Annotated in this window: 16 protein-coding genes and 1 pseudogene; 13 read left to right on the top strand and 4 right to left on the bottom strand. The window is 58.1% G+C overall.

Going from position 1 to position 20014, the window contains the following annotated elements:
- Window positions 1-308: 308 nt before the first annotated feature.
- On the top strand, window positions 309-491 hold the full coding sequence (locus ACEF39_RS13095) for a hypothetical protein (protein ID WP_392421692.1): 183 nt from the start codon (window positions 309-311) through the stop codon (window positions 489-491).
- Between the two features lie 10 nt (window positions 492-501).
- Here ACEF39_RS13095 and ACEF39_RS13090 read toward each other — a convergent pair whose 3' ends face one another.
- The 3 genes from ACEF39_RS13090 to ACEF39_RS13080 all read right to left on the bottom strand — a co-directional run bounded on the left by ACEF39_RS13090 (window position 502) and on the right by ACEF39_RS13080 (window position 2826).
- A complete protein-coding gene (locus ACEF39_RS13090) occupies window positions 502-1356 on the bottom strand; it encodes a hypothetical protein (RefSeq protein WP_500285357.1) in 855 nt (284 codons plus the stop codon).
- A gap of 142 nt (window positions 1357-1498) precedes the next feature.
- A complete protein-coding gene (locus tag ACEF39_RS13085; protein ID WP_500285356.1) occupies window positions 1499-2161 on the bottom strand; it encodes a DarT1-associated NADAR antitoxin family protein in 663 nt (220 codons plus the stop codon).
- Between the two features lie 41 nt (window positions 2162-2202).
- On the bottom strand, window positions 2203-2826 hold the full coding sequence (locus tag ACEF39_RS13080; protein ID WP_500285355.1) for a DarT ssDNA thymidine ADP-ribosyltransferase family protein: 624 nt from the start codon (window positions 2824-2826) through the stop codon (window positions 2203-2205).
- A 183-nt stretch (window positions 2827-3009) separates the two neighbouring features.
- Between ACEF39_RS13080 and ACEF39_RS13075 the strand changes: the two genes are divergently transcribed.
- The 12 genes and pseudogenes from ACEF39_RS13075 to ACEF39_RS13020 all read left to right on the top strand — a co-directional run bounded on the left by ACEF39_RS13075 (window position 3010) and on the right by ACEF39_RS13020 (window position 17845).
- The gene (locus ACEF39_RS13075; protein ID WP_500285354.1) at window positions 3010-4926 is read left to right on the top strand and encodes an ATP-dependent nuclease; all 1917 of its coding nucleotides are present in this window, start codon (window positions 3010-3012) and stop codon (window positions 4924-4926) included.
- The gene (locus ACEF39_RS13070; protein WP_500285353.1) at window positions 4923-6572 is read left to right on the top strand and encodes a UvrD-helicase domain-containing protein; all 1650 of its coding nucleotides are present in this window, start codon (window positions 4923-4925) and stop codon (window positions 6570-6572) included. The genes ACEF39_RS13075 and ACEF39_RS13070 overlap by 4 nt, the downstream gene beginning before the upstream one ends.
- Window positions 6573-6660: 88 nt before the next feature.
- A pseudogene (locus tag ACEF39_RS13065) lies at window positions 6661-7732 on the top strand (ankyrin repeat domain-containing protein).
- A gap of 63 nt (window positions 7733-7795) precedes the next feature.
- Entirely contained in the window at window positions 7796-8449 is a 654-nt protein-coding gene (locus ACEF39_RS13060) for a hypothetical protein (protein WP_500285352.1), read from the top strand.
- Window positions 8450-8553: 104 nt separating this feature from the next.
- A complete protein-coding gene (locus ACEF39_RS13055) occupies window positions 8554-8787 on the top strand; it encodes a hypothetical protein (protein WP_392421685.1) in 234 nt (77 codons plus the stop codon).
- Between the two features lie 159 nt (window positions 8788-8946).
- Window positions 8947-9609 (top strand): hypothetical protein, encoded by a 663-nt coding sequence (locus ACEF39_RS13050; RefSeq protein WP_500285351.1) that lies wholly within the window; start codon window positions 8947-8949, stop codon window positions 9607-9609.
- A 1241-nt stretch (window positions 9610-10850) separates the two neighbouring features.
- Window positions 10851-12980, top strand: coding sequence for a methyl-accepting chemotaxis protein (locus ACEF39_RS13045; protein ID WP_500285350.1), 2130 nt, complete (start codon window positions 10851-10853; stop codon window positions 12978-12980).
- A 53-nt stretch (window positions 12981-13033) separates the two neighbouring features.
- Window positions 13034-14626, top strand: a complete 1593-nt coding sequence (locus tag ACEF39_RS13040; protein ID WP_500285349.1) for an EAL domain-containing protein — start codon at window positions 13034-13036, stop codon at window positions 14624-14626.
- Window positions 14604-15452 (top strand): GntR family transcriptional regulator, encoded by an 849-nt coding sequence (locus ACEF39_RS13035; protein ID WP_392421681.1) that lies wholly within the window; start codon window positions 14604-14606, stop codon window positions 15450-15452. The genes ACEF39_RS13040 and ACEF39_RS13035 overlap by 23 nt, the downstream gene beginning before the upstream one ends.
- Before the next feature lie 63 nt (window positions 15453-15515).
- The gene (locus ACEF39_RS13030) at window positions 15516-16025 is read left to right on the top strand and encodes a hypothetical protein (protein WP_500285348.1); all 510 of its coding nucleotides are present in this window, start codon (window positions 15516-15518) and stop codon (window positions 16023-16025) included.
- Window positions 16026-16427: 402 nt separating this feature from the next.
- Window positions 16428-17108 (top strand): hypothetical protein, encoded by a 681-nt coding sequence (locus tag ACEF39_RS13025; RefSeq protein ID WP_500285347.1) that lies wholly within the window; start codon window positions 16428-16430, stop codon window positions 17106-17108.
- A 35-nt stretch (window positions 17109-17143) separates the two neighbouring features.
- A complete protein-coding gene (locus tag ACEF39_RS13020) occupies window positions 17144-17845 on the top strand; it encodes a DUF4145 domain-containing protein (RefSeq protein ID WP_500285346.1) in 702 nt (233 codons plus the stop codon).
- A 271-nt stretch (window positions 17846-18116) separates the two neighbouring features.
- On the opposite strand, the gene ACEF39_RS13015 is transcribed toward ACEF39_RS13020, so the two are convergent.
- Complete coding sequence (locus tag ACEF39_RS13015) at window positions 18117-20012, bottom strand: esterase/lipase family protein (RefSeq protein ID WP_500285345.1); 1896 nt, start codon at window positions 20010-20012, stop codon at window positions 18117-18119.
- Window positions 20013-20014: the final 2 nt, after the last annotated feature.

The raw sequence follows: 20014 nt of genomic DNA, 5'->3' as shown, positions 1-20014 counted from the left end.
AAGCGGCGAGTAGCAAGGGTTGGGGCTGCACGCCACAAGTCGACTATTGCTAGCTAAGAAAGACCGGTAAGTCGGCGGAAACGATACGCTGGCCGCAAGCGCAGGAGCCAGTTAATAGTCGGCTTGTTACTTGCCGTGGATTCATAGCGGTAACGGCGAACAAGAGGTTATCCACCGACTTAGCTTCTGCGACAGATTGCGGGTGCGGTGCAGGTGTCGGCTCGTGCTTTCAAGCTTTGCGTGTATCTGCCTGCCGGCTCCTTGAACTTCTTGGCTACTGAGCCCCGTGGTGATGCGGTACCAGCTGCATGATGCCTCTTTCACCTGTGCAGCATGCAGCGGCCACCGGCATGCTGAACCGCGTCAATCAGCGTGAGATGGAGTCGCTCTTCGTCCAGATGGTGGAGGAGGTGTGCCAAGTGCTGACGCGCATCCACGGGCCAAAAACGCCGCAAAAAAGCGAAGTTCTCATGAGACGTCATTTTTGTTGAGCAGATGGACCTAGCTCTGCCGCAGGAAGCCAATATGATGCACCGAATTGATGTCGGCCATGAAGCGCCCAGATCCTGACTCTCTGGCAAAGTCGAAAAGCAGCAGATAGTGTCCGACCATATCGTCGATGCTGGATAGCCCGTGGCGATCAAGAATGGGCTGAATCCGGGTTCTTAAAAGTGCTATGCGAAAGCTCTGATGAGCCAGGCCGAAGTTGCAGTAGTATGAATTATGCGCTGGCCAAAAGTTCCAAGGGCGGACGATTCCCCAGAACCCATGCCATTGCTGGGTATGACGCTCCACCTGTGCATCTTCAAAGCGCACGAAAGCATCATGCACGGCCACTTCCGTGCGATCGGGATCAGGCATGCGAAGCGCTAGCGGGCTTGTCTTGAAGCTTGGCCAATGCACCAGCTGTTCCAGGAGCTTCTGGGGGCCGCGCGACACGGAGTTCGTTGATCGTGTTCGGTCGCCGCCGCTGCGAGATCGACTTTCGCTGTCTTCGGGCTCACCGCTAGCAGCGCTTTCATCTGACGCCTCTTCCTGATCAGTAACGATTCGAACGATCAGCGTTGTGTTCTGCTGCTCCCAATGAGCCACCGTCTGGTCGCTGTTGTCGTCCTCCCAAGGGTCACCGTAGCTTCGAGTGATGTCGCACTCGTCCCCGTGGGGAAGGGCATAGAAATGCGCAACTTTACTGCGCCGTCCTGCGCTGGGTCTTGACGCCGATCTGAAATGAGCAGTTGCCTCGCAATAGGGGCAACGCAGATGCGGTTTCAATGCACGACGAGCAAGCGGATCCAGGTCCGCCACCTCTTGGGCCGTGTATTCCTGGTCACTTCGACGATCCTTTGCTCTATCCATCAGACACCCCCTGTCTTGATGTGCATGCTTTCAAGTGTTGGACGGCCAGTCAAGCGGATACACCTTTGAGACAGGCGACCGGGATATAGAAGTCGAAGACTTGGAGGAAAATGATGCTAATCGAGATAAAAGTGCGAAAAACTCAAATCAATGGGCTTTGGATGGTGCTATCTTCGTGCGCGTTACTAATGGCGCCGGTCTTGATGGTCGACAGGTATAGGTCCTTATCTTTGAGCATTGTTTCGCTCAGCAATCCTCGCTCATGAAGCGAGACATAAAGTGCCGCCGCGTAGGCTTGGCAGTTAATTGATTTGTCCGGGTTGAAGGCGATGTCCGAAAAAGCCCGGTATGTGAGCACCAGGTTGGCAAGGTCCGATTGCTTGTGCAGCGCGTTGATGTAGAGCCAGTCATAGAAGGCAGTTCTTGGTTCTAGTCCCCAATCAACATTGAAGAAGTGGAACTTTATCAGTCGGCCGCTTTCTTTCAAGCGCGGGTCGCGCTTGGCGTCAAGGGATCGCGCGTTGAGCAAATCTTTGTAAGGTCCGCCATTTTCGAAGACCTTGCTTGCTTGAAACGCGCACTCCAAGCTGAACTCCCGCTCATGCTTGACTGTCTTGATCATCAAGTTAAAGGCGCTCAGATCAACGCCTAACGGATCAGGTGACTTGCTAGATATCTCCAAAACTCGATCGACGCCAAGCTGTCGCTTAGCCTGGCTGTGAAGTGATGCAATGGACTTCTGAGACTGGCTTATGGCCATGCCTGGGTGCCACTGAAACTCCACATGGCGAGTAGAGACGAGCATGGGCCCATCGAAGCTTGGCACGAAGATAGGACGTGTAGCCACTAGCTGGCCTGCCAATGTTGGTAGTCTGCGCGCGGATAGAAAAAGTTCGGGAACGACAAGGTGTTCGCGCCCGGGTGACTTACTCGGAGGCGTTGTGCTGTGGGTTCATTGCTCGCTGCGACTCCGACAATGAAATTTCTTGGGATCGAATCGAGCACTAGGACCTCAGCCTGAGGGTGGGTCGGAAGGGAAGCAGTCAGGCCAAGGTTTACCCTCTCTCTGTCTTCCCAGTCGCCAAACATTGCTTGGAGAGCACCTAGGTCCATGCGTTGCTCAATATTGATGCCGGTGACTGCATTGGAGGCGGCGTTGGAGGTGCAGAAGGCGCAGCGTAGCATCCAGAGCACGGAAGGGTGAAGGACAATCACTACCCACTTCTCGTCAGGATTGCTATTCCGCAGCCTGCAAAACAGCTTATAGTTGGGAAAGCTGATGGATAAGCATACGGCTGAAGTTCCATCTAGTCGAAGCTCGTCATTGAAGACCACCCCAGCGCCCGGGGTCAAGAGGTCGCGGCGCAGAAGGCCATTTTCTAGGATCGACGCCAGGTTCGCTTCTCGAGTGAAGTGAACGAGATAGTTGATGCCGCGCTCTGCGACATATTCTTGGATGTTTGCGGCCATAATGAGTCCATTCTGTCTGTTTGTGCTCGAAGAGCGCGAAACCATGTCGTGCCAATCCCTTGCACCCCCTCATAGGGCTTATCGGCTGCGAGTGGGATTCCTTAAACGGATCATTGCATGGCAGAAGATGGTCGCTAGCGATACGATAGCGTGCCCGCAGGGGGCGTCGAACAGGGGATGTTCATGCAGTTGGCAGTCGTCAGGATTAGTAATTTCTGGTCCTTCGGTCCGGACCCGGTTGAAATTAAGCTCGATTCGATGACTTACCTACTTGGGCCTAACGGTGCGGGTAAGACGGCTGTGCTGACAGCATTGGCCCGGATGTTTGGCACCACTGGGACCATGCGGACAGTGCTGCCCTCCGACTTCCATGTGGCGATAGGTGGGGCGCCGATTGACGGCAAAGCTGCCAGCCTATGGATCGAGGCAGACTTCACCTTTCCCGAAGTGAAAGAGGGTAAGGACACTGCTGCGGTTCCCATTTTCTTCTCGCACATGCAGCTACAAGGCGTAGGCGAAGTTCCCGGTGTTCGCATTCGCCTTAGCGCAGAGATCGATGAGAGCAGAGAGATCGATCAGCGCCTGGAATACGTACTAGCTGCCGATGAGGACGGTGTGCCCACACAGCTTCGTGGCATGCCCAAGCTTGATCGGCAAGCCATCCAGGTGCACTACCTCCCGGCCAGGCGCAACCCTGCCGACCACATTGCATATAGCGCGGCCTCTCTCCTCGGCAGGGCGCTTCGCGCGGCGGATTGGACCGCTGAGCGCAACAAGGCCAACGATCTGTCAGAGCAACTCGGTGAAGCGGTCACCGAGAACGCTGGCGTTGCAGCCTTCGGTAAGGCACTTACGGCAGGGTGGGGAAAGCTCCACAAGGGGAAGTTCTTCGCTTCCCCCAGCATTGCCTTTGGCACAGGGGGCTTGGCTGAGGTGTTGAAGCAGGTGAGCGTCCGCTTCTCGCCCGGCCACGAAACGCCCTCAGTGGATTTTGAGCGCCTTAGCGACGGTCAGCAGTCATTGCTTTACATCTCGCTGGTGCTGGCTGCTCATGCAGTTGATGTCGCGGCGTTGGCCGACGCGGATTCACCCTTTGATCTAGCTCGGCTGAGGCCAGCGGCTTTCACTTTGCTTGCGGTGGAAGAGCCTGAAAACAGCCTCTCGCCCCAGTATCTAGGGCGGGTCATCCAGGCACTTCGGGATCTCAAAGACGAGTCCGGCGGGCAAGCGATTGTAGCCACGCACTCTCCCGCCATGTTGCGCAGAGCTGATCCAGATCACATCCGACATCTCCGGCTTGACGCTGACCGCATTACACAGGTCAGTCAAATTGTTCTTCCGGATGAGGCGGGGGAGGCGGGGAAATTTGTTCGCCAGGCAGTTATGGCCTATCCGGAAGTTTATTTTGCCAAGCTGGTCGTTTTGGGTGAAGGCGATAGCGAAGACATCGTCCTCCATCGAATGCTCAGCGCCATGGGCGTCCAAGCGGATGCGTCCAGTGTCTGCGTGGCGCCGCTTGGAGGGCGTCATGTCAATCACTTCTGGCGCCTGTTGTCCAGTTTGCGAGTCCCCTACGTGACTCTCCTTGACCTTGACTATGGTCGCTTCGGTGGAGGATGGGGGCGCGTTAAAGTGGCACATGGCTATCTGCGGGAGTTTCCAAACGGCCACCCAGTGCGCACTGCTGCCCACGTTAAAGCGCTCCCGGGATGGAAAGTGTCTTGCAAAGGGGATGCATTCATTGAAGAGGTGCGTTTCCTCCAAGGGGCCGGGGTGTTCTTCTCGGCCCCAATTGATCTTGATTTCGCTATGATGCGTCGGTTTCCAGATGCCTACGGCGCCACTGAGCACCCGCTGGAAGACGGCGATAGTTTGTCGGTCTCAGTCTTGGGGAAAAGTGGAATCGTGGATCACCACGTGCCCCAAGCTCAAAGCTATTTCTACGACTACCACCGTCTCTTTAAGCTTGGTAGCAAGCCGACTGCGCACCTTCAAGCTCTGGCCATCCTCACCGACGAAGAGCTGATCCTGGAGGCACCCAAGGCGTTGAGAGCGCTTTGTGGACGTGTAATTGCCATACTGGCGGCAGACGCGGAATGATTACGCCAGCTCAGTGGAGTCCGGTTGCCATCGAGTTGTTGGAGCCCGGCGCAAAGGCGGCGATTACGGCTCTTCATGGCAACAGCATTGTCATTGCTAATCCTGGATCAGGGAAGACCGAGCTTCTGGCTCAGCGCGCCGATTTTGTTCTCAGGACCGGTACCAGCCGCTACCCTAAGAAGATACTAGCAATCTCGTTTAAAACTGATGCCGCGCACACACTGCGTAGGCGGGTGATGGATCGCTCGGGATTCGAGCACGCCCACCGCCTCAATAGCATGACGTTCGATGCCTTTGCGCGTCGAATCATTGCGATCTATCGGCCGCTTCTGACAGGAAGAGACCGCTTGGACCAAGGCTTCAAAGTCGGCACCGTTCGCGTGAAGACCGTCCAGATTGCGTTCAAGGAGCTGGTGCCGTTGGCGCAAAGTCTCATCGAGCAGCATCCGATGATCAAGCGATCAATCAACATGGCTTATAGCCATGTTTTCTTGGATGAGTTCCAAGACTGCACAGGTGCGCAATACAGCCTGATCAAGACGTTGTTCAAGGATACGCCCACCTCAATCACCGCTGTGGGAGACGCGAAGCAGAAGATCATGGGGTGGGCGGGGGCGCTCGATGGTGTGATGGGCAAATTCGCTGATGAGTTTCCAGCAGCCGTTCTGAGACTCGTTCAGAACTGGCGATCTGCCCCGGCCATACGGCGCGTACAGAACCGAATGATCGTCCAGATGGAGCCGGCTTCGGCTGTCCCGGAGAATGATATTGTTGGGGACGAGGGCAAGGTCTATTTAGCTCGCTTTGCTGATGAACAGGCCGAGGCTGCGCGCATCGCAGAGAAGATTGAGGAGTGGATCGCTGACGGCATTGCGCCGCACGAGATAGCCATTCTTCACAGTCGCCAGAGCGTTTTGTTCAATCAAGCTATCGACGATGAGCTGGATCGTCGTGACATCCCTCGCCGTAACGAGCAGGAGCTGCAAGAACTGGCGTCTGAGCCCGTCACAGAGTTTGTGGTCAACCTGCTGCGCGTTTTTGGTCGTAAGCCTGCGCCAAGCGCTTATGCATCGGTGGTATATACCTTGATTGGTCAAGAGGATGACGAGCGGGGCGACTGGCTAAGGAGGTTGAGCAGTGCGCGCGATCGTGTCGCTCAGGGCCAAGACGGCGAACAGGCGCAGCTTGCTTTCGAGCAGTTGCAGGAGGTCATGGCGGCAGTTCCGATTGCGACATTGCTGTCGCTTTCTTCCGACTACGATACCTCACGCATCGCCGAAATCCTGGCTAAGGTCGATGAGGTCCTTGGTGCGTTCATCCGCCAGCACAACGACTTGGACCAGGCTTTGGCGAGATTCTTGGATGAAGGGGCTGTCCGGGTGATGACGATCCATAAGTGCAAGGGCATGGAGTTTGATTGCGTTGTTTTACCTTGCACGGAGCGCGAAACCTGGTGGAGCAAGGGAAATCAAGATGAGAACAGAAGCGCTTATTTCGTGGGTGTGAGCCGCGCCAAGAAGCACTTGGTCGTGACCTATGCTGACCGAAGGAGCGAGCCTGAGGGGGCTGGCCCGTATTGGAATGTGGTGCGACATCCACAGGAAGAGTTCATTGGGTATGTCCGAACTGGCGCGCTTCCCCTGTAGATGCCTCTGCGAAGCACAGTTCCGCAAGCCAAGAAGCGCTCATCTTGACGATGAGTCGAGCTGCCCTATCTTGATAACGGGGGTAGATATGAAGAATTTATCTCAGCAGAAAATTTGGAGGTCAGTTCAGGCCGGTAGTGCATTAGAAACGATCCAGCTGTGTCAGGCGCAGTCTGATGTCGATGAGGCGGCTCGAGTGGCGATAGTGGAGGCGATTAGGGCTGGCCAAGACGCGATGATCGATCTTCTTTCACCTTTGTTGACGGTGTCTTGGAAGCAAGAGCCGTTAACGACCGCCGCTAAAGTGGGCGCCGCAGAACTGGTCAAAAAGCTCATCCCGCATTGCGATGCCGACGATGATGCCGCGCTTTGCTTGGCGGCAAGGAACGGCCATCTCGAGTGCGTCAAGGTGCTTCTTGGGACGTGTAGCCCCCTTTCAGCGTGACTCTCAGGCGCTGTATGAAGCCGCGCTCCATGGTCACGCGGATGTTGTGTTCCAGCTAATTCTATTCTCGGACCCTAAGGCCAGAGACAGTCGAGCACTGTTCGCTGCTTGCAGGGCGGGTCATCTGGAAGTGGTCAAGCACCTTCTACCGTTTTCGTCCAAGATCCAATGCGCGCAGCGGGGATTTGAAGCTGCGGCAGAACATAACCATGAAGCCGTTATCAAGTTCCTCATCGGCGCCGGACTTCCCGATCCAGAGGATACGTACAGCTTAGGGTTGAACATTGCAGCTGCTAGAGGGCATGTCTCATTGGTCCGAACTCTGCTTTGGGCCATTGTTCGAACCGGCTTTGCCCCGCGCGACTTCGGCCAAGAGGCCTTGTTCGTGGCGGCCAAGAACGGTCATGCCGAGGTGGTGAAGTCGGTAATGGAATTTACGCATAAAACTGCTTATCCCGAAGCGGCCCTATACGCTGCATTGCTCGGTGCTCACGATCCCGTGGCCGATCTATTGGTTCGCCGGGTCAATCTGGACCACGTGCGTGAACTGATCTCAGACGAGGATGTCGAGGTTAGACTGGATCGATCAATCGCCAGGGCTGGTGCCGCAGCGCAGAACAAAGAACTGAGGTCCGACGCGAAAACTCGGGAGAGGGAATGCGAAGCGGCGGCGGGAAGTCCGTCTAAAAAGTCGCATCCTGCGCGCCGGCTATGATGCGAACTTTAAGCCATACTTAGCGCAGAGCCAGAGTGGCGTTGGGTTACGGGGATCGAACTAATGACACTGATTAGCAATCAAGACAGCTTGGAAGAGGGGTTCATTCGCTCTGCCCTAGAGATCATCGCCAACCCTGGAAAAAGGTCAGCCGTTGTTGCACGATTAGATCATCAAACGGTCCGCCAACTATTGGATCAGGCGCCGAGCAGCACGCGCTTCACGCAGTCAATGGCGGAGTTCTACCTGGCCATCCCGCGGCGGCAATTTGAAGCTCTAAAGCGCACGCATCTGAATCCGTTCGCCCACGCCGCTGGTCGTCCGAAGGTGATCAGCAAGGGCGAGCTTTTGACTTGGTTCGGCCGCGTGAATAAGTCTGTGCATGCCATTGCAGGCAAACTGGAAGGACGTCTTGGCAGAACGCCCAACGGAACCCCCTTTATCGTGATGCGCGACAAGAATAGGAAGATCAATCGCATCATCTCGCATGTCGGCATCACAACCCTGGATCTAGACGCCATTGAAGAGGCCTTTGCACACGGCGCGAAAATCGCGGCGCTTGGCGTTGATCAAGCGTTGACTCTGCCTTGGGCTGATCTTGCCGAGAAGCGCCTATGGCGACAAGCCTACCGAATTTATATCGACCGCACTCATGCAGAAAAAGTGGCGCTCTTGGATAAACAGGAGCTCGATGACGCAACGGTCAATATCACCTGAATCGAACGTCAGCTAGTCGGTACGGGCCCGTACTCGATGGTCCGGGGCGCGCACTGTAACTTTGTTTCCGAAGCCGGGCAGGGTGTTCGGCAAGGAGAAGTCGCATGAAGTACGAAGTTGAGTTCAATGGCCTTGCGCAGTGCGCGCACTATTTGGAAGTCGAGGCTGAAAGCCCGGAAGACGCCTTGAGGATGGCGAAAGAGGCGGTCCTGTCGGACGCGTTGTTTGCCATCGAGGAGTGGGTGAATGAGCCCACGATCGAGAGCTTGAGCGAAGATGGCATGCTCATCGCCAGCAACTACGAGCTGGATATCGCTAACGTGGAAGACTACGAATGACAGCGGGGATTTTTCCGTAGAGGTTTCAGGCGTAGGACTGACAGCCCGTGCCTTCGCTGCATAAGTCTCCTACGAATCCCTCGGCTGGTAGCTCACAGCCGAGGGCTAATAACGTGCCGCGCACGTTGACAGTTGAGGACGTTAAGTTAACGTGGATGAATGCATCAAGCTTCGAATCCCGTTAGATCATTAGCTCCATCTAATCCTGAGAGAGATCAGGACGAGGAAGGACGCCGCCGTCTGTTGATTGCGGTGTTGAGAGATGACATGTCTGCTGTGCGGCTGGCGCTGGCAACCCTGTCGGATGGGAAGAGCGCGCAGCACGCGTTGAGAGTGGCCGCAGGTTTGGGTCATGGCGATATTGCTTCGATGATCATTCAAAGTGCTCTTCCCGATGCTGCCGATGCCCTGGACGGGGCGTTGGCAGCAGCCATTAAAGACAGCCAGACTGCGACGGTCCGGCAATTGCTTCTTGAGGCGTCACGGTTCGCTGAGCGTCCTGCATTGGTGAAATCGCTTTATGCCGCTGGAAGCGTCGGCGCTGTGGATTTCATCGATGAGATCATGTCAGCGTATCGCCCGTTCAACAAGTCGCTTGTCGCCGTGTTTCGTGTCTTGCTGACTGAGAAGAGATGGCCGGCTGCCGTGCATATCTTCGACGCGGGCGATGCCAGGCTATTTGATCGGTGGATAACGGAGGCTGACCGCAGTTGCATGGATGCATACCGCGCACTTCGGCGATCTGATGTTGCCCGGGAAGAGTTGGAACGATGCACCAAGTCTCTGGCAGCGAGGCATAAGTTGCCAGAGCGGAGAATTTGAGCAGGCCCTTGGAGACGGTGCGCAGGGGTTGCCGGCGCTCTGATTACAAGGAGGCGAGGCCAACGCTGTCTAAACGTTTTGCTGACCGCTGAACAGCTGGTCGTCACTTTGGACGCCTGGGCTGAGGATGCCCTCACTGGCCTTCTGCCGGGGCGAGGCTGCTAGCCACTTCTCACCATCAACTGCTTCTCGCGACCCAGGGCCTTGCGGGACTGGCGGCCTTCGATGGCCAAGATGGCGTTATTTGAGGCGGGCCGCCGGCGGGCGCATTGGCTCAACGCGCGCAATGGGCGAACGGTGGCGGGGGGAGGCTGTTGCTGGGCTTTCTTCACGAACGGCAGCCGGTGGTCAAAGTCCTCGGCCCCCTCTAGGGATGGTCTGAACAATCAGCACTGAGTCTGGAATTTCCAGGTCCGACCCGACCAGCGACCGGTAGGTGCGCCAGATCTGCGGTTTCTCGCCGTTTTGGTGGTGCCAGCAGGCGCCTGCGGACGGATTGATCCCTATGCCGGCAGCAACTGCCGCCGCACCACCCACGGCACTACCTGTTCCATCTCGGAAAGGAATATCTCGCGCCGGGTCTGCTTGCGCTTGCCCAGGCCCTCGGCATCACCAAATATCAGCTACATGAATAGCTTCTCAACGTGTGCCGCCATTGTCTTTCAGGCTCGCGGCCAACGGCAAGCACTGCCGAAGTAGTTGTTCAGAGCATCCCTAGCATGCGGAAGCGTCCAGCTTTGTTAGCGCCGCGGCAATGTCCGCCGGGTTAACAGATAAAGGGAAGTGCGTTCGTCCTATGCGGCAGGTATTTGATGACGTGCTCGCGAACACAACGCGGCCGCGCCATACCTGTGCGTGGCACACCACTCTGCCTCCGGTCCGCTGATCTCAATAAGGTCCGGTGCATTCGTGCCGATGGAGGGCGAGTGGTCTCAACTCAGCAGTGCATGTCCCGGGCCAGACCTTGGCTATCTCGACCTCATGTGGACAAACGAAAGATACCTGTATTTCCAAATTTCGATAGTTCACCGTTATCGGGCGGCAAATCCGGCCTCCTAACCGGATGCTCGAAGACAAAAAAAGTAGTCATTTGTGGTCAAGTTCGTACATAAGTGGATCAACTGCGACGATCGCCAGAAAATGTTGGGCCATTAGGGCGGATTAAAGGTTGTTCCAAAAAGGGCCGATCTTTGGCCCGCCGACGCTGTCGGCCAGGAGCGTGCTCCTCCCCCTTGAGAGGTATGAATGTGAAGAATTTCTTGATGCGGTTCAGGGTCGGGACCCGGTTGGGTGCGGCCTTTGTGGTGTTGATCGCGGTGGCGATGTTGATCGTGGCTTCTGGGCTTTGGGCCTTGTCTCGCGCCGAGACCAGCATGGACATCATCGTGAAAGAAAGCATGGAGCGTATCCGGCTCTCTAAAACGATGGCCAGTGCCAACATGCAGATCAGCATTTCGTTGCGCGAGCTGATCATGCTGCAGGACAAGAAAGTGCAAGCGTCCTTGATGAAAGAGATTGGAGAGCAAAGAGCCATTTACGACAAGGCTCGCGACGCCCTCTACGCGACCCCGGCCGACGAGGAGGGCAAGAGAATCCGGGCGGTGATCACGGAGAAGAGAGTTGCATCGCGTCGAGTCAATGACTCGGTCGTTGCGGCTGCAACCAATGGCGATGTAGCGTCGGCCACGAAGCTCCTTGCAGAAGGTGAAACGCTGCTCGACGAATGGCACGCAGCCATCTTCGCCAACGCAGAGCTTCAGGAGCGATTGGCTGATGCAAGTTATCAGGACGCACACGCCGTTGCTGCAAGTGCACGGAGGATACTGATCGCGGCCGGTGGCCTGGCTGTTCTCCTCAGCCTTGCCCTGGCTGTCGCCATCACGCGGAGTCTGACAATCCCGTTGGGCGAGGCAACTAGAACCGCAACCGCCATTGCCGCGGGCAACGTTGAAAACGTTATTAAGGCGGAGGGGCGAGACGAGACATCGGCATTGTTAGAGAGCATGAGAGCGATGCAGGACCGCATCAAGGCGCTGATCGCGGATCAAAAGGCAATGGCGTTGGCCCAAGCCGAAGGCCGAACGTCGCACCGCATCGATGATTCCCGGCACCCGGGTGCCTTTGGTGAATTGGTCAGCGGCACCAACGGCATGGTGGAACGTTCAAATGCGGTGACCTCGCAGATCGTGGGCATCGCCCAGCACTACGCCATGGGTGACATGAGCGCTCGCATGCGGCCGCTCCCCGGTGATCAGGCCGCCATCACCGAAGCCATGGAAACCACGCGCACGAATATGCTGGCCATCAGTGAAGAGATTCGTCGTCTGGTCCAGGCCGCTGCGGCGGGGGACTTCTCCCAACGCGGTGCTGCGGATAGGTTCAGTCACAGCTTCCGCGAGATGATCGACAATCTCAATCAGATGTTCGATGTCAGCGATAGGAGCCTGTCGGACATCGCACGGCTGTTGGAGGCTGTCGCCCAGGGCGACCTGACTTATCGCGTTGCGGGCGAGTTCGGTGGCGTGTTCGCCACCATGCGCGATGCGGCGAACTCTTCCTCGGAGCAGTTGGGCCGGATCGTTCGGGGCATCCAGGACGGTGCGGGCGTCATCCGCGTCTCGGCCACGGAAGTAAGCAAGGGGAGCTCGGATCTGTCCCGTCGCACCGAACAGCAGGCGGCCAACCTGGAAGAGACGGCCGCATCGATGGAGGAGCTGACCTCGACTGTGCGCCAGAACGCTGATCACGCCATTCAAGCTTCTAAGCTCGCGTCCGACGCTGGCGACCTAGCCCTTCAGGGCGGTAGGGCGGTCGATCGTGTGATGGAGAAGATGGTGAAGGTGGAGGCATCGTCCCAGCGCATCGCCGATATCACTACTGTGATCGATGGCATCGCCTTCCAGACGAACATTTTGGCGCTCAATGCAGCCGTGGAGGCGGCCAGGGCCGGTGACCAAGGTCGGGGCTTTGCGGTGGTGGCGAGCGAAGTGCGAACGCTGGCACAGCGCAGCGCTGAGGCAGCCAGAGAGATCAAGCAGCTGATTGACCGGTCGGTCCAAGACGTGGTCGATAGTTCCAGCGAGGTCCGTGAGACGGGTTCGACGATTCACAAAGTCGTGGGCAGCGTCCAGCGCGTTCGCGACATGATTACGGAAATATCAGCGGCGTCCCAAGAGCAGACCGCAGGTATCGAACAAGTGAATCAGGCCGTCATGCAGATGGATGAGGTGACCCAGCAGAACGCCGCCTTGGTCGAAGAGGCTTCTGCCGCGGCCGGCGCGGTCGAAGAGCAAGCCGTTGGACTCGCCCAAGCCGTTGCCTTCTTCAAGGTAAACGCAGAGTTTCGCCCGCGCTTGGTTCACGCCAGCTGAGTCCACCCCCGCCGGGCAACGGGTGCCCGGCGGGCCACATCCATGAGGAACGAATGCGCAAGTCTTCCGCCAAGCGGCGATCACTCCGACGGATCCTTCACTTATCAGCGCCATACCTTTTGGGGTCTGCCGTCATCTTGATTACCCTTGGGGCGGTCCAGTTGGCGGTGACGCAGCGGGCCAAAGTCGAACTTGCAGACTATACGGAAGGTCTCTTGGTGCATGCGCAGGATGTAGCACGTGCAAGCGTTGACAGCCTTAACAGGGCGCTCCGAATCAGCGCAGAGCCCTGTGGCCCGAAGGACTTGGCCGAGTTGCGCCTCATCGCATTCAATTCCCGCTACATCAAAGATGTTGGGCGGCTTATCAACGGCGAGTTGCATTGCACCGCGATATGGGGGCGCTTCACAGCACCAGTCGACCTTGCGCCACCTCACCGAGTGGTGCGTGGCTATTCCCTTTGGCGAAGCGTCACGGCGCCCGGGGACGATCGAATCAATGTGGACCTCGCTTCCTACGGGAACGCCATCGTCACGACGGCGCCCACCGCATTTGATCGAGTGTCGGTCCCCCTTGGCGGACTGGGCTCGCTGGTGGTCACCCGCGACGGGAGGCATCTGTTCCAGACTTTTGGGGACGCGCTTGACTTGACGTTGGGTGCAGACGGCGCCGCCGCACCTTTGCCTGGGCACATCTCAACTCGCGCCTGTAGCAAGGAGTTCGACATCTGCGTGGTTTCTCAAGGGCAGGCTGCGAGCCTTTGGGACCAGCCTTCCTGGACCGTCGCTTCCATTCTCGCCCTCGCCTTGGCTGGGGGAGGCGGGCTGGGCACGTTGCTGAAGGTATCCCAAGGGCGGAGGAGGGCTCTGCATCGAATGCTGGCGCAGGCAATCAGGCATGGCGATATCGATTTGGTTTACCAGCCACTGCGACGCCTGTCTGACCGGCGGATGGTCGGCGTGGAAGCCCTGGCCCGATGGCGGACGCTGGCCGGCGTCGACGTGTCGCCGGACGCCTTCGTGCCCATGGCGGAGCAACAGGGACTTGGAACAGAGCTGGCGAAGCTGGTGATCGTAAAAAGCTTAGAAGAGATGGGGCCTCGCCTACGGCGAGGGGATGGCTTCTACCTCAGCATCAACCTGTCCGCGCAGGACATTTTGGACAGCGAACTGAGACATTTCCTGGCCGAGCAAACCAAGGCTTTCGGTGTTTCGCCAGCCGATGTAGTGTTGGAGTTCACGGAGCGGTCGACGGCCTCACAGCAGAAGCTTGCCGATGCGCTGCGGCAACTAGAGCGGGCGGGTTTCCGCGTGTATCTGGATGACTTTGGGACGGGCTATTCCAACTTTGCTTACTTGGCGGACTTACCGCTGGCAGGGTTAAAAATGGATCGTTGCTTTACCAAGGCGATGGGCACTCTTTCACCGGCCAGCTATGCAGTCGAAGCCATCTGCGCGATGGCGAAGGCGCTGAAGTTGCCTCTTGTTGCCGAAGGGGTGGAGACCGAGCTGCAGGCTTCAGCGATGCACCGGCTCGTTCCCGAAGCAGTCGGCCAAGGCTGGCTTCTGGGAAGACCATGCAAGTCCGACTCCCTACCCGACGACGAACCCGGTTCGCCCAATAGTGGCTGTCCAGCGCCCGCCTGATAAGAACCAGAGTTGCGCCAATCCGAGGGGTTGCGCGCAAAGGAACGGAAAGAAAACCGAAGTGACCATCTCTGATAGACCACTGTCCTCCAGCGGCCATTCCAAGCCGCTCTACCTATTGCTTGCCCAAGCGCTTGCTAGCGGCATTAAAAGCGGGGTGCTAGCCGTTGGGAGCACACTGCCCTCGGAAAAGACTCTTACGTCAATGCATGGCGTGAGTCGTCAGACCGTCCGCCAGGCCCTCGCACTGCTAAGGTCGCAGGGGCTGATCGCGTCCAGGCCCGGCGTAGGGTCAATGGTGCTCCCTGCGCCCCAGGACGCAGAGGCGTTTCCTCCGATCACCTCCGCTGAGGACCTTCGCGACTTCCTTCGAAGGACAGAGCTACATCAGGTTTCGCTGGGGTTGATTACCGTCAACGAGCGGCTCTCCGAGGCGTTGGGGTGTCGGCGTGGGATGCAGCTTTCGGAGGCATGCTTCCTGCGACGGCGACCGGAGGCCATACTGCCTATGAGCGTCCTGCGAATCTACCTGCAGCCCCAGTATGCCGCCGCGCAGATCACTCCCAAGGTTGCCCGTGGGCCTATCTATCAGAATCTGGAGCGTATGTTCGGTATTGTTGCCACGGAGGTCCGGCAGGACGTAACGGCGACGGTGCTCGACCGGGAGACCGCCCGACTGCTCCAGGCCGCCCCAGGAGACCCGGCTCTCCAAGTGGTTCGCTTCTTCTACTCGGCGGCCGGCAAGCCGGTGGAGGTGACCGTCGGCCACTACCCCAGTTCGCGATTTCGGCAAAGCGTGCGGTATCCGCTGCCACCGATGGAATGATCGGAGCGGCCGTCCAACCAACGGCCCTTCTGCTGTCCTCAAGGCAACCTTGAGGGAGGTGCCGTGCCTGTATTGCTTTGGGCTGCATATGGCAGCAATACATGTCTGGGAAACTTTGGCGAATGGAGCAGAGTCTTCCGTCTGGCGGGCCTAAAGCCATCGGTACCGGCCTATAATAAGGTCGTGGGATCGTTTGATCCCCCCTTCTTGGTGCCAACCGCGGCGCACAGGGAGGCGCATTTCGAGTCCTGGTTTGGGTTGCAGGCTTCCCTGGTGGTCGATGCGTCTGTCATCACTAAGGAGCTGAATATGACTGCAAACACACACATTGATTACGTTGTTCCACACGCAGAAGACGAAGGGCACACGGGAGCTGACAAGGGTCCGGGTGCAGTGTTCGATGGTCAGCAAGCCAAGGAAAAGAGCGAGGCGCATGGATGGCGCTTCGGTTTGTCCGTCCGTGGGTGGTTCAAGAGTGCACTGTGGTCTGGTTGGTTGGTGGCGTGCCTCTCGCGGAGCCCAGTTGGGGAAGAGCTGCAACCCAAGTTGAAGGACGAATGCGCTTCACTTTGATGTCGTAACCAAGGGGAGGCTGGAAGGTTCGAACCCTTCCCTCCGCGCCAATTCATGAGGTTGCCAGTCTTGGGCAACCTCTGGTTTTCGTGTCGCTTGTGAGCGCCCGAGGCCGAAGAAAATGCTCAGCCTGACCTTACAGGCTGTGGAGTGCCCCGGTTGCGTGTCGCGCCGGACCTCCCTCAGGCAACCGCGACACGTCTTTTCCAAGGCAGGTCGCTAGTGCTCAAGGACTCAAATCCCCTCAGCTCTCAAACCCCACTCGACGACTACATCCTTCTTCGGGAATACTTGGTCGGCGGAGGGACAATCGATCGCGTGCTCTCGGCGGCTTGGAAGATCGAGCGCGACCTAAAGGCGTCGGACGCACTTGCGTCCGATGAGACGCGAAGGACTCTGGACTTGGCGGCCATGCTCGGATATGGGCTGACATCCATTGACTACTTTGAACTCGACAAAAAGCTCGACGGTCTGAGGCAGGATTACGGCGAGAAGGCAGCCGATGCATTGCCCGTGTGCGATCGCGTGGACACGTGTGCAGCCAAAGTTCTCTCCGCTTTCGCCACCATGGAGAGCTGCTGTGAGTATGACCCGGGCCTAGTTCCCAACCAAACCGGAATCCAGAGATTTCAGTTCTCGCTTGCCTTTACCTGGCTGTCTGAACTCAAGAAGCTGAGTGACGCGCGGGAAGAGTCGGAGGCCTACGACGTTCGAGCGAAACGCTGTGCAGCAATTGCGAAGGTTCTGCAGGACAGCCTGCCTGAAGGAAAAGCCCGGGCACACTCGATGATCCAGCGCCGCTTCCGCGCCGATGTGGCGGTTGAGAAAAACCTGAACAACTATCAGGTTGCTGCGGGGAAGACCGGGGCGTATGTCGAGGCTCTCGGCGAATTGGACGCGATCAGCGCCGATGAGGTCGCCCAGGCCATTGACCGGCTTTCTATGTGGAGCTCTTACACGGCAGGGTGGTGGAATCGGTTCAACCAGACCCTCGACCACGCCTACGCAACCCATGCTAGATGCCTGGTCGCTGACTCTCAGTTTTGGCGCGAACAGATCCAGCCGTTGCTCGAGACTGAATAAGCCAGCACTTCCCCTAATAGAGCTTGATCTTTGCCATGACCTCAAAAGAACTCACAAAGCCGGAAAGCTGCGCCTGCCGACGTTGCAGGCATGTCACCAATCATGACGTGCTCCACGAGCACACGGACCAAGGCGAAGTTCCTGATGACGTCGCGTTGAACTGGACGCACGAGTTTCAGATCGTGCGTTGCCTGGGCTGCGGCACGGTAGCCTTCCGCATGGCCACTGGCACGAATGAAAACGTGGCGGAAGCGCGCCAGGGGGAGTGGGAATACGTGCCGGATGTGGAGATCTTCCCCAATCCCAACCTGGGCAGGGCTGCACTTGAGTCGTCCTATCTCTTGCCAACCAGGGTCGAGCGCATCTACTCAGAGACCTTGGCCTGTCTCAACGCGTCCAACGCGGTGCTCAGTGGCATCGGCATCCGGGCGATCGTTGAGACGGTCTGTAAAGACCAAGGCGCGGTCGGCCGAGACCTCTACCACAAGATCAACGCTCTCAAAGAGCGCCGGGTGCTCACTGATGCGGGTGCCACCATTCTGCACAACCTGCGCACCTTGGGTAACAACGCCGCACATGAGGTCGCACCGCACAGTGTTGAGGAGTTGACGTTGGCGCTTGAGGTCATCGATCACTTGCTGCTCGGCGTTTATGTCCTACCCAAGCTGGCCAAGCGGACCTATGGCAGCGAAGAGGAAGAGGATGAGTCTGAGGAAAGTCCGCAAGAGCCTGCATAGCAGCGTTGGCCGTAGCTAGGCCAATTAGAGGTTGCAGGTGCTAGGGCAGGTCGTCTCCGCCGCCTCAGCAGTTCTCCACTATCGTGAGCTGTTATCCGAGGCAGTTGCGCAGTCGTTCGGCGGATTCAAAGTCCAGAATCTGGCCGTCTTTGGCTACTCTGACCCGAGAAGGCCTTCCGTCCAGGCCGAGCGTCAGCAGAGCGGCGTTTTCCAAGACGAACCGAGAAGAGCGGCCCCACAGGGGGCACTCCCCAAAATCGTGCTTGTATCCTCAGTCCAGGCGCCCTGAGTTGGACTGCGGTGTTTCCAAGCCCGCATCGATCCGAAGGATTCGCCGTAGCTCCAGAACCGCCTCGGGCGTCTGCTGGACGCTATGGCCGCTGAGGATGACCTTCTCCGATGCAGCGCCGGCCAGGTGAGCGCTTCGGTAGGGCACGAAGCCATCCGTTGCGTTGGCCAAGTCCGTTGGGTTCTTCACTGCAATGATGGAGTGAAAGACCACGTCAGGCGAGATGGGAAGCTTGGCGACGTCCTTCACGAACGCGTCGCTTTCCTTGAGATTGTCGATGCTAAGTGGAAGACGCCCCGACACGGCCGCCATGACCGCCGCGCTAGCGCTGTAACGTGTGGAAAGTCCTTGAGGAATCGAGGACAACCTTGAGACGATCGCGGCAAGCACGCCCTCAGCGGACGGGGTTCCCAAGTGCGGGGTAGCAATGAAAATCACCCGTCGAACTTGGGGCATCGGATCGAATACCAGGAGTGGGGACAGCTCTTGGCGCACGGCATTCACCTCGTTGCCCTTGAGCTCCTGCAGGGTTTGGTCGAGCAGCCGACTGCCGTTGCTCGAGGAAACCATCAGCCGGGCCAACAGCCCGCCCATGCTGTGCCCAACCAAGACCATTTCATGAGACGCCTGCGCGGTGCCAGCAGGGTCCATGGCTCTTAGCGTCTCCAAGACTGTCTGCCTGATCGCTTGGTGGTTGTAGGGAAGCGGCAGGTTGGTGGGGTAATACATCAGCCAGACCTGGTAGCGGGCCCTGAGTTCATCGTCCCCGAGCACATCATTGGCGGTGTTGACCCACGCTTCAGGGCTGCTGGCCAAGCCGTGCAACATCAGAACTACGCGACGGTTCGGGTCGAACGGCTGCAGCATGTAGAGGTGTGGCTTGTCCAAGCTCTTATCCATGTCCAAGAGCGTGCGGATGGCCTCGGTGGCAAAGTTGGAGCGTGCCAGCCACACGCCGTAGCCGGCGGTGAAGTTCGCGGCCAAGGGCGCGTTCTCCCCCTTGATTGCGGCCGTGCTCTCCAACAGAGGATCGAACGCCCGAAGGGTGGCCGAGCGTGATGCAAGCACCTCCTGCACGGTATTGCCTTCGAAGTCCAACAGGCACGTGAGGTTTGGCGTCGGCATCGCGCTGTAGCCGCCGGCCAACGGAAAGCCGGACGGAGGCGGAGTTTGGGAGCCAGACGCCCCCGCGGGCAGGGCGGCCACCATTTCTGCCCCAAAGCCATCGCGGCGGTAGGCGTTTCGAATTCCCCCAAACCCAATACTGGACGCAGCCAGGAGTTCTTTGGGTATGGGGACCTCTCCGTTCTCTCGAAGGCCTGACATGTCCAGCTTCACGCGCCATCCGGCAGGGGTGGGCAGGCTCTCACTCGTCAGGTTGGCGTGGTCTCCCTGTCGGTAGCGTCGGAACAAGCTGGCTGTGACGTTCTCCACTGAGTAGTTGTAATAGTCCCGGATCTGAGTATCGCGATCGCGGGGCGCCAAACGTGAAGCGCCTTGCTGGAACACCAAGAAGTAGGCATAGGAATAGCGGGCGGCCTTTAGCCAAGCGTCCATCGTTCGATCACTGTCGGGCGACGTCCGGGACAGTTCCGCTGCGTAGGCGACCCACAGTTCCGCCGAGGCCGCCAAGGAGTCTCCGGTCTTGATTTCCTCTGACCCGATGAGGGTGCCCGAGCAGGGCTCAGGCGCCGACACGCAGGATTTCGCGTCCAAGGACAGCAGGCCCATCTCCTGCCGGGTCGCAGGGCTCAGATCGCCGGTGCTCAAGATGTCGCCCCTGCGCTGCTCGAAGTAGCGTTCCGGAGCCACGTTCTTCATTTTGACCATGGCGCACCCGCTCAAAAGCGCGGTGAACAGGACGGCAGCGACGCGCATCT

This window comes from Stenotrophomonas indicatrix (assembly GCA_041545745.1).
In the GTDB taxonomy this organism is placed as follows: domain Bacteria; phylum Pseudomonadota; class Gammaproteobacteria; order Xanthomonadales; family Xanthomonadaceae; genus Stenotrophomonas; species Stenotrophomonas indicatrix_A.
Note: the sequence above shows the minus strand (reverse complement) of the source record. Positions and strands in the feature narration are given on the sequence as shown.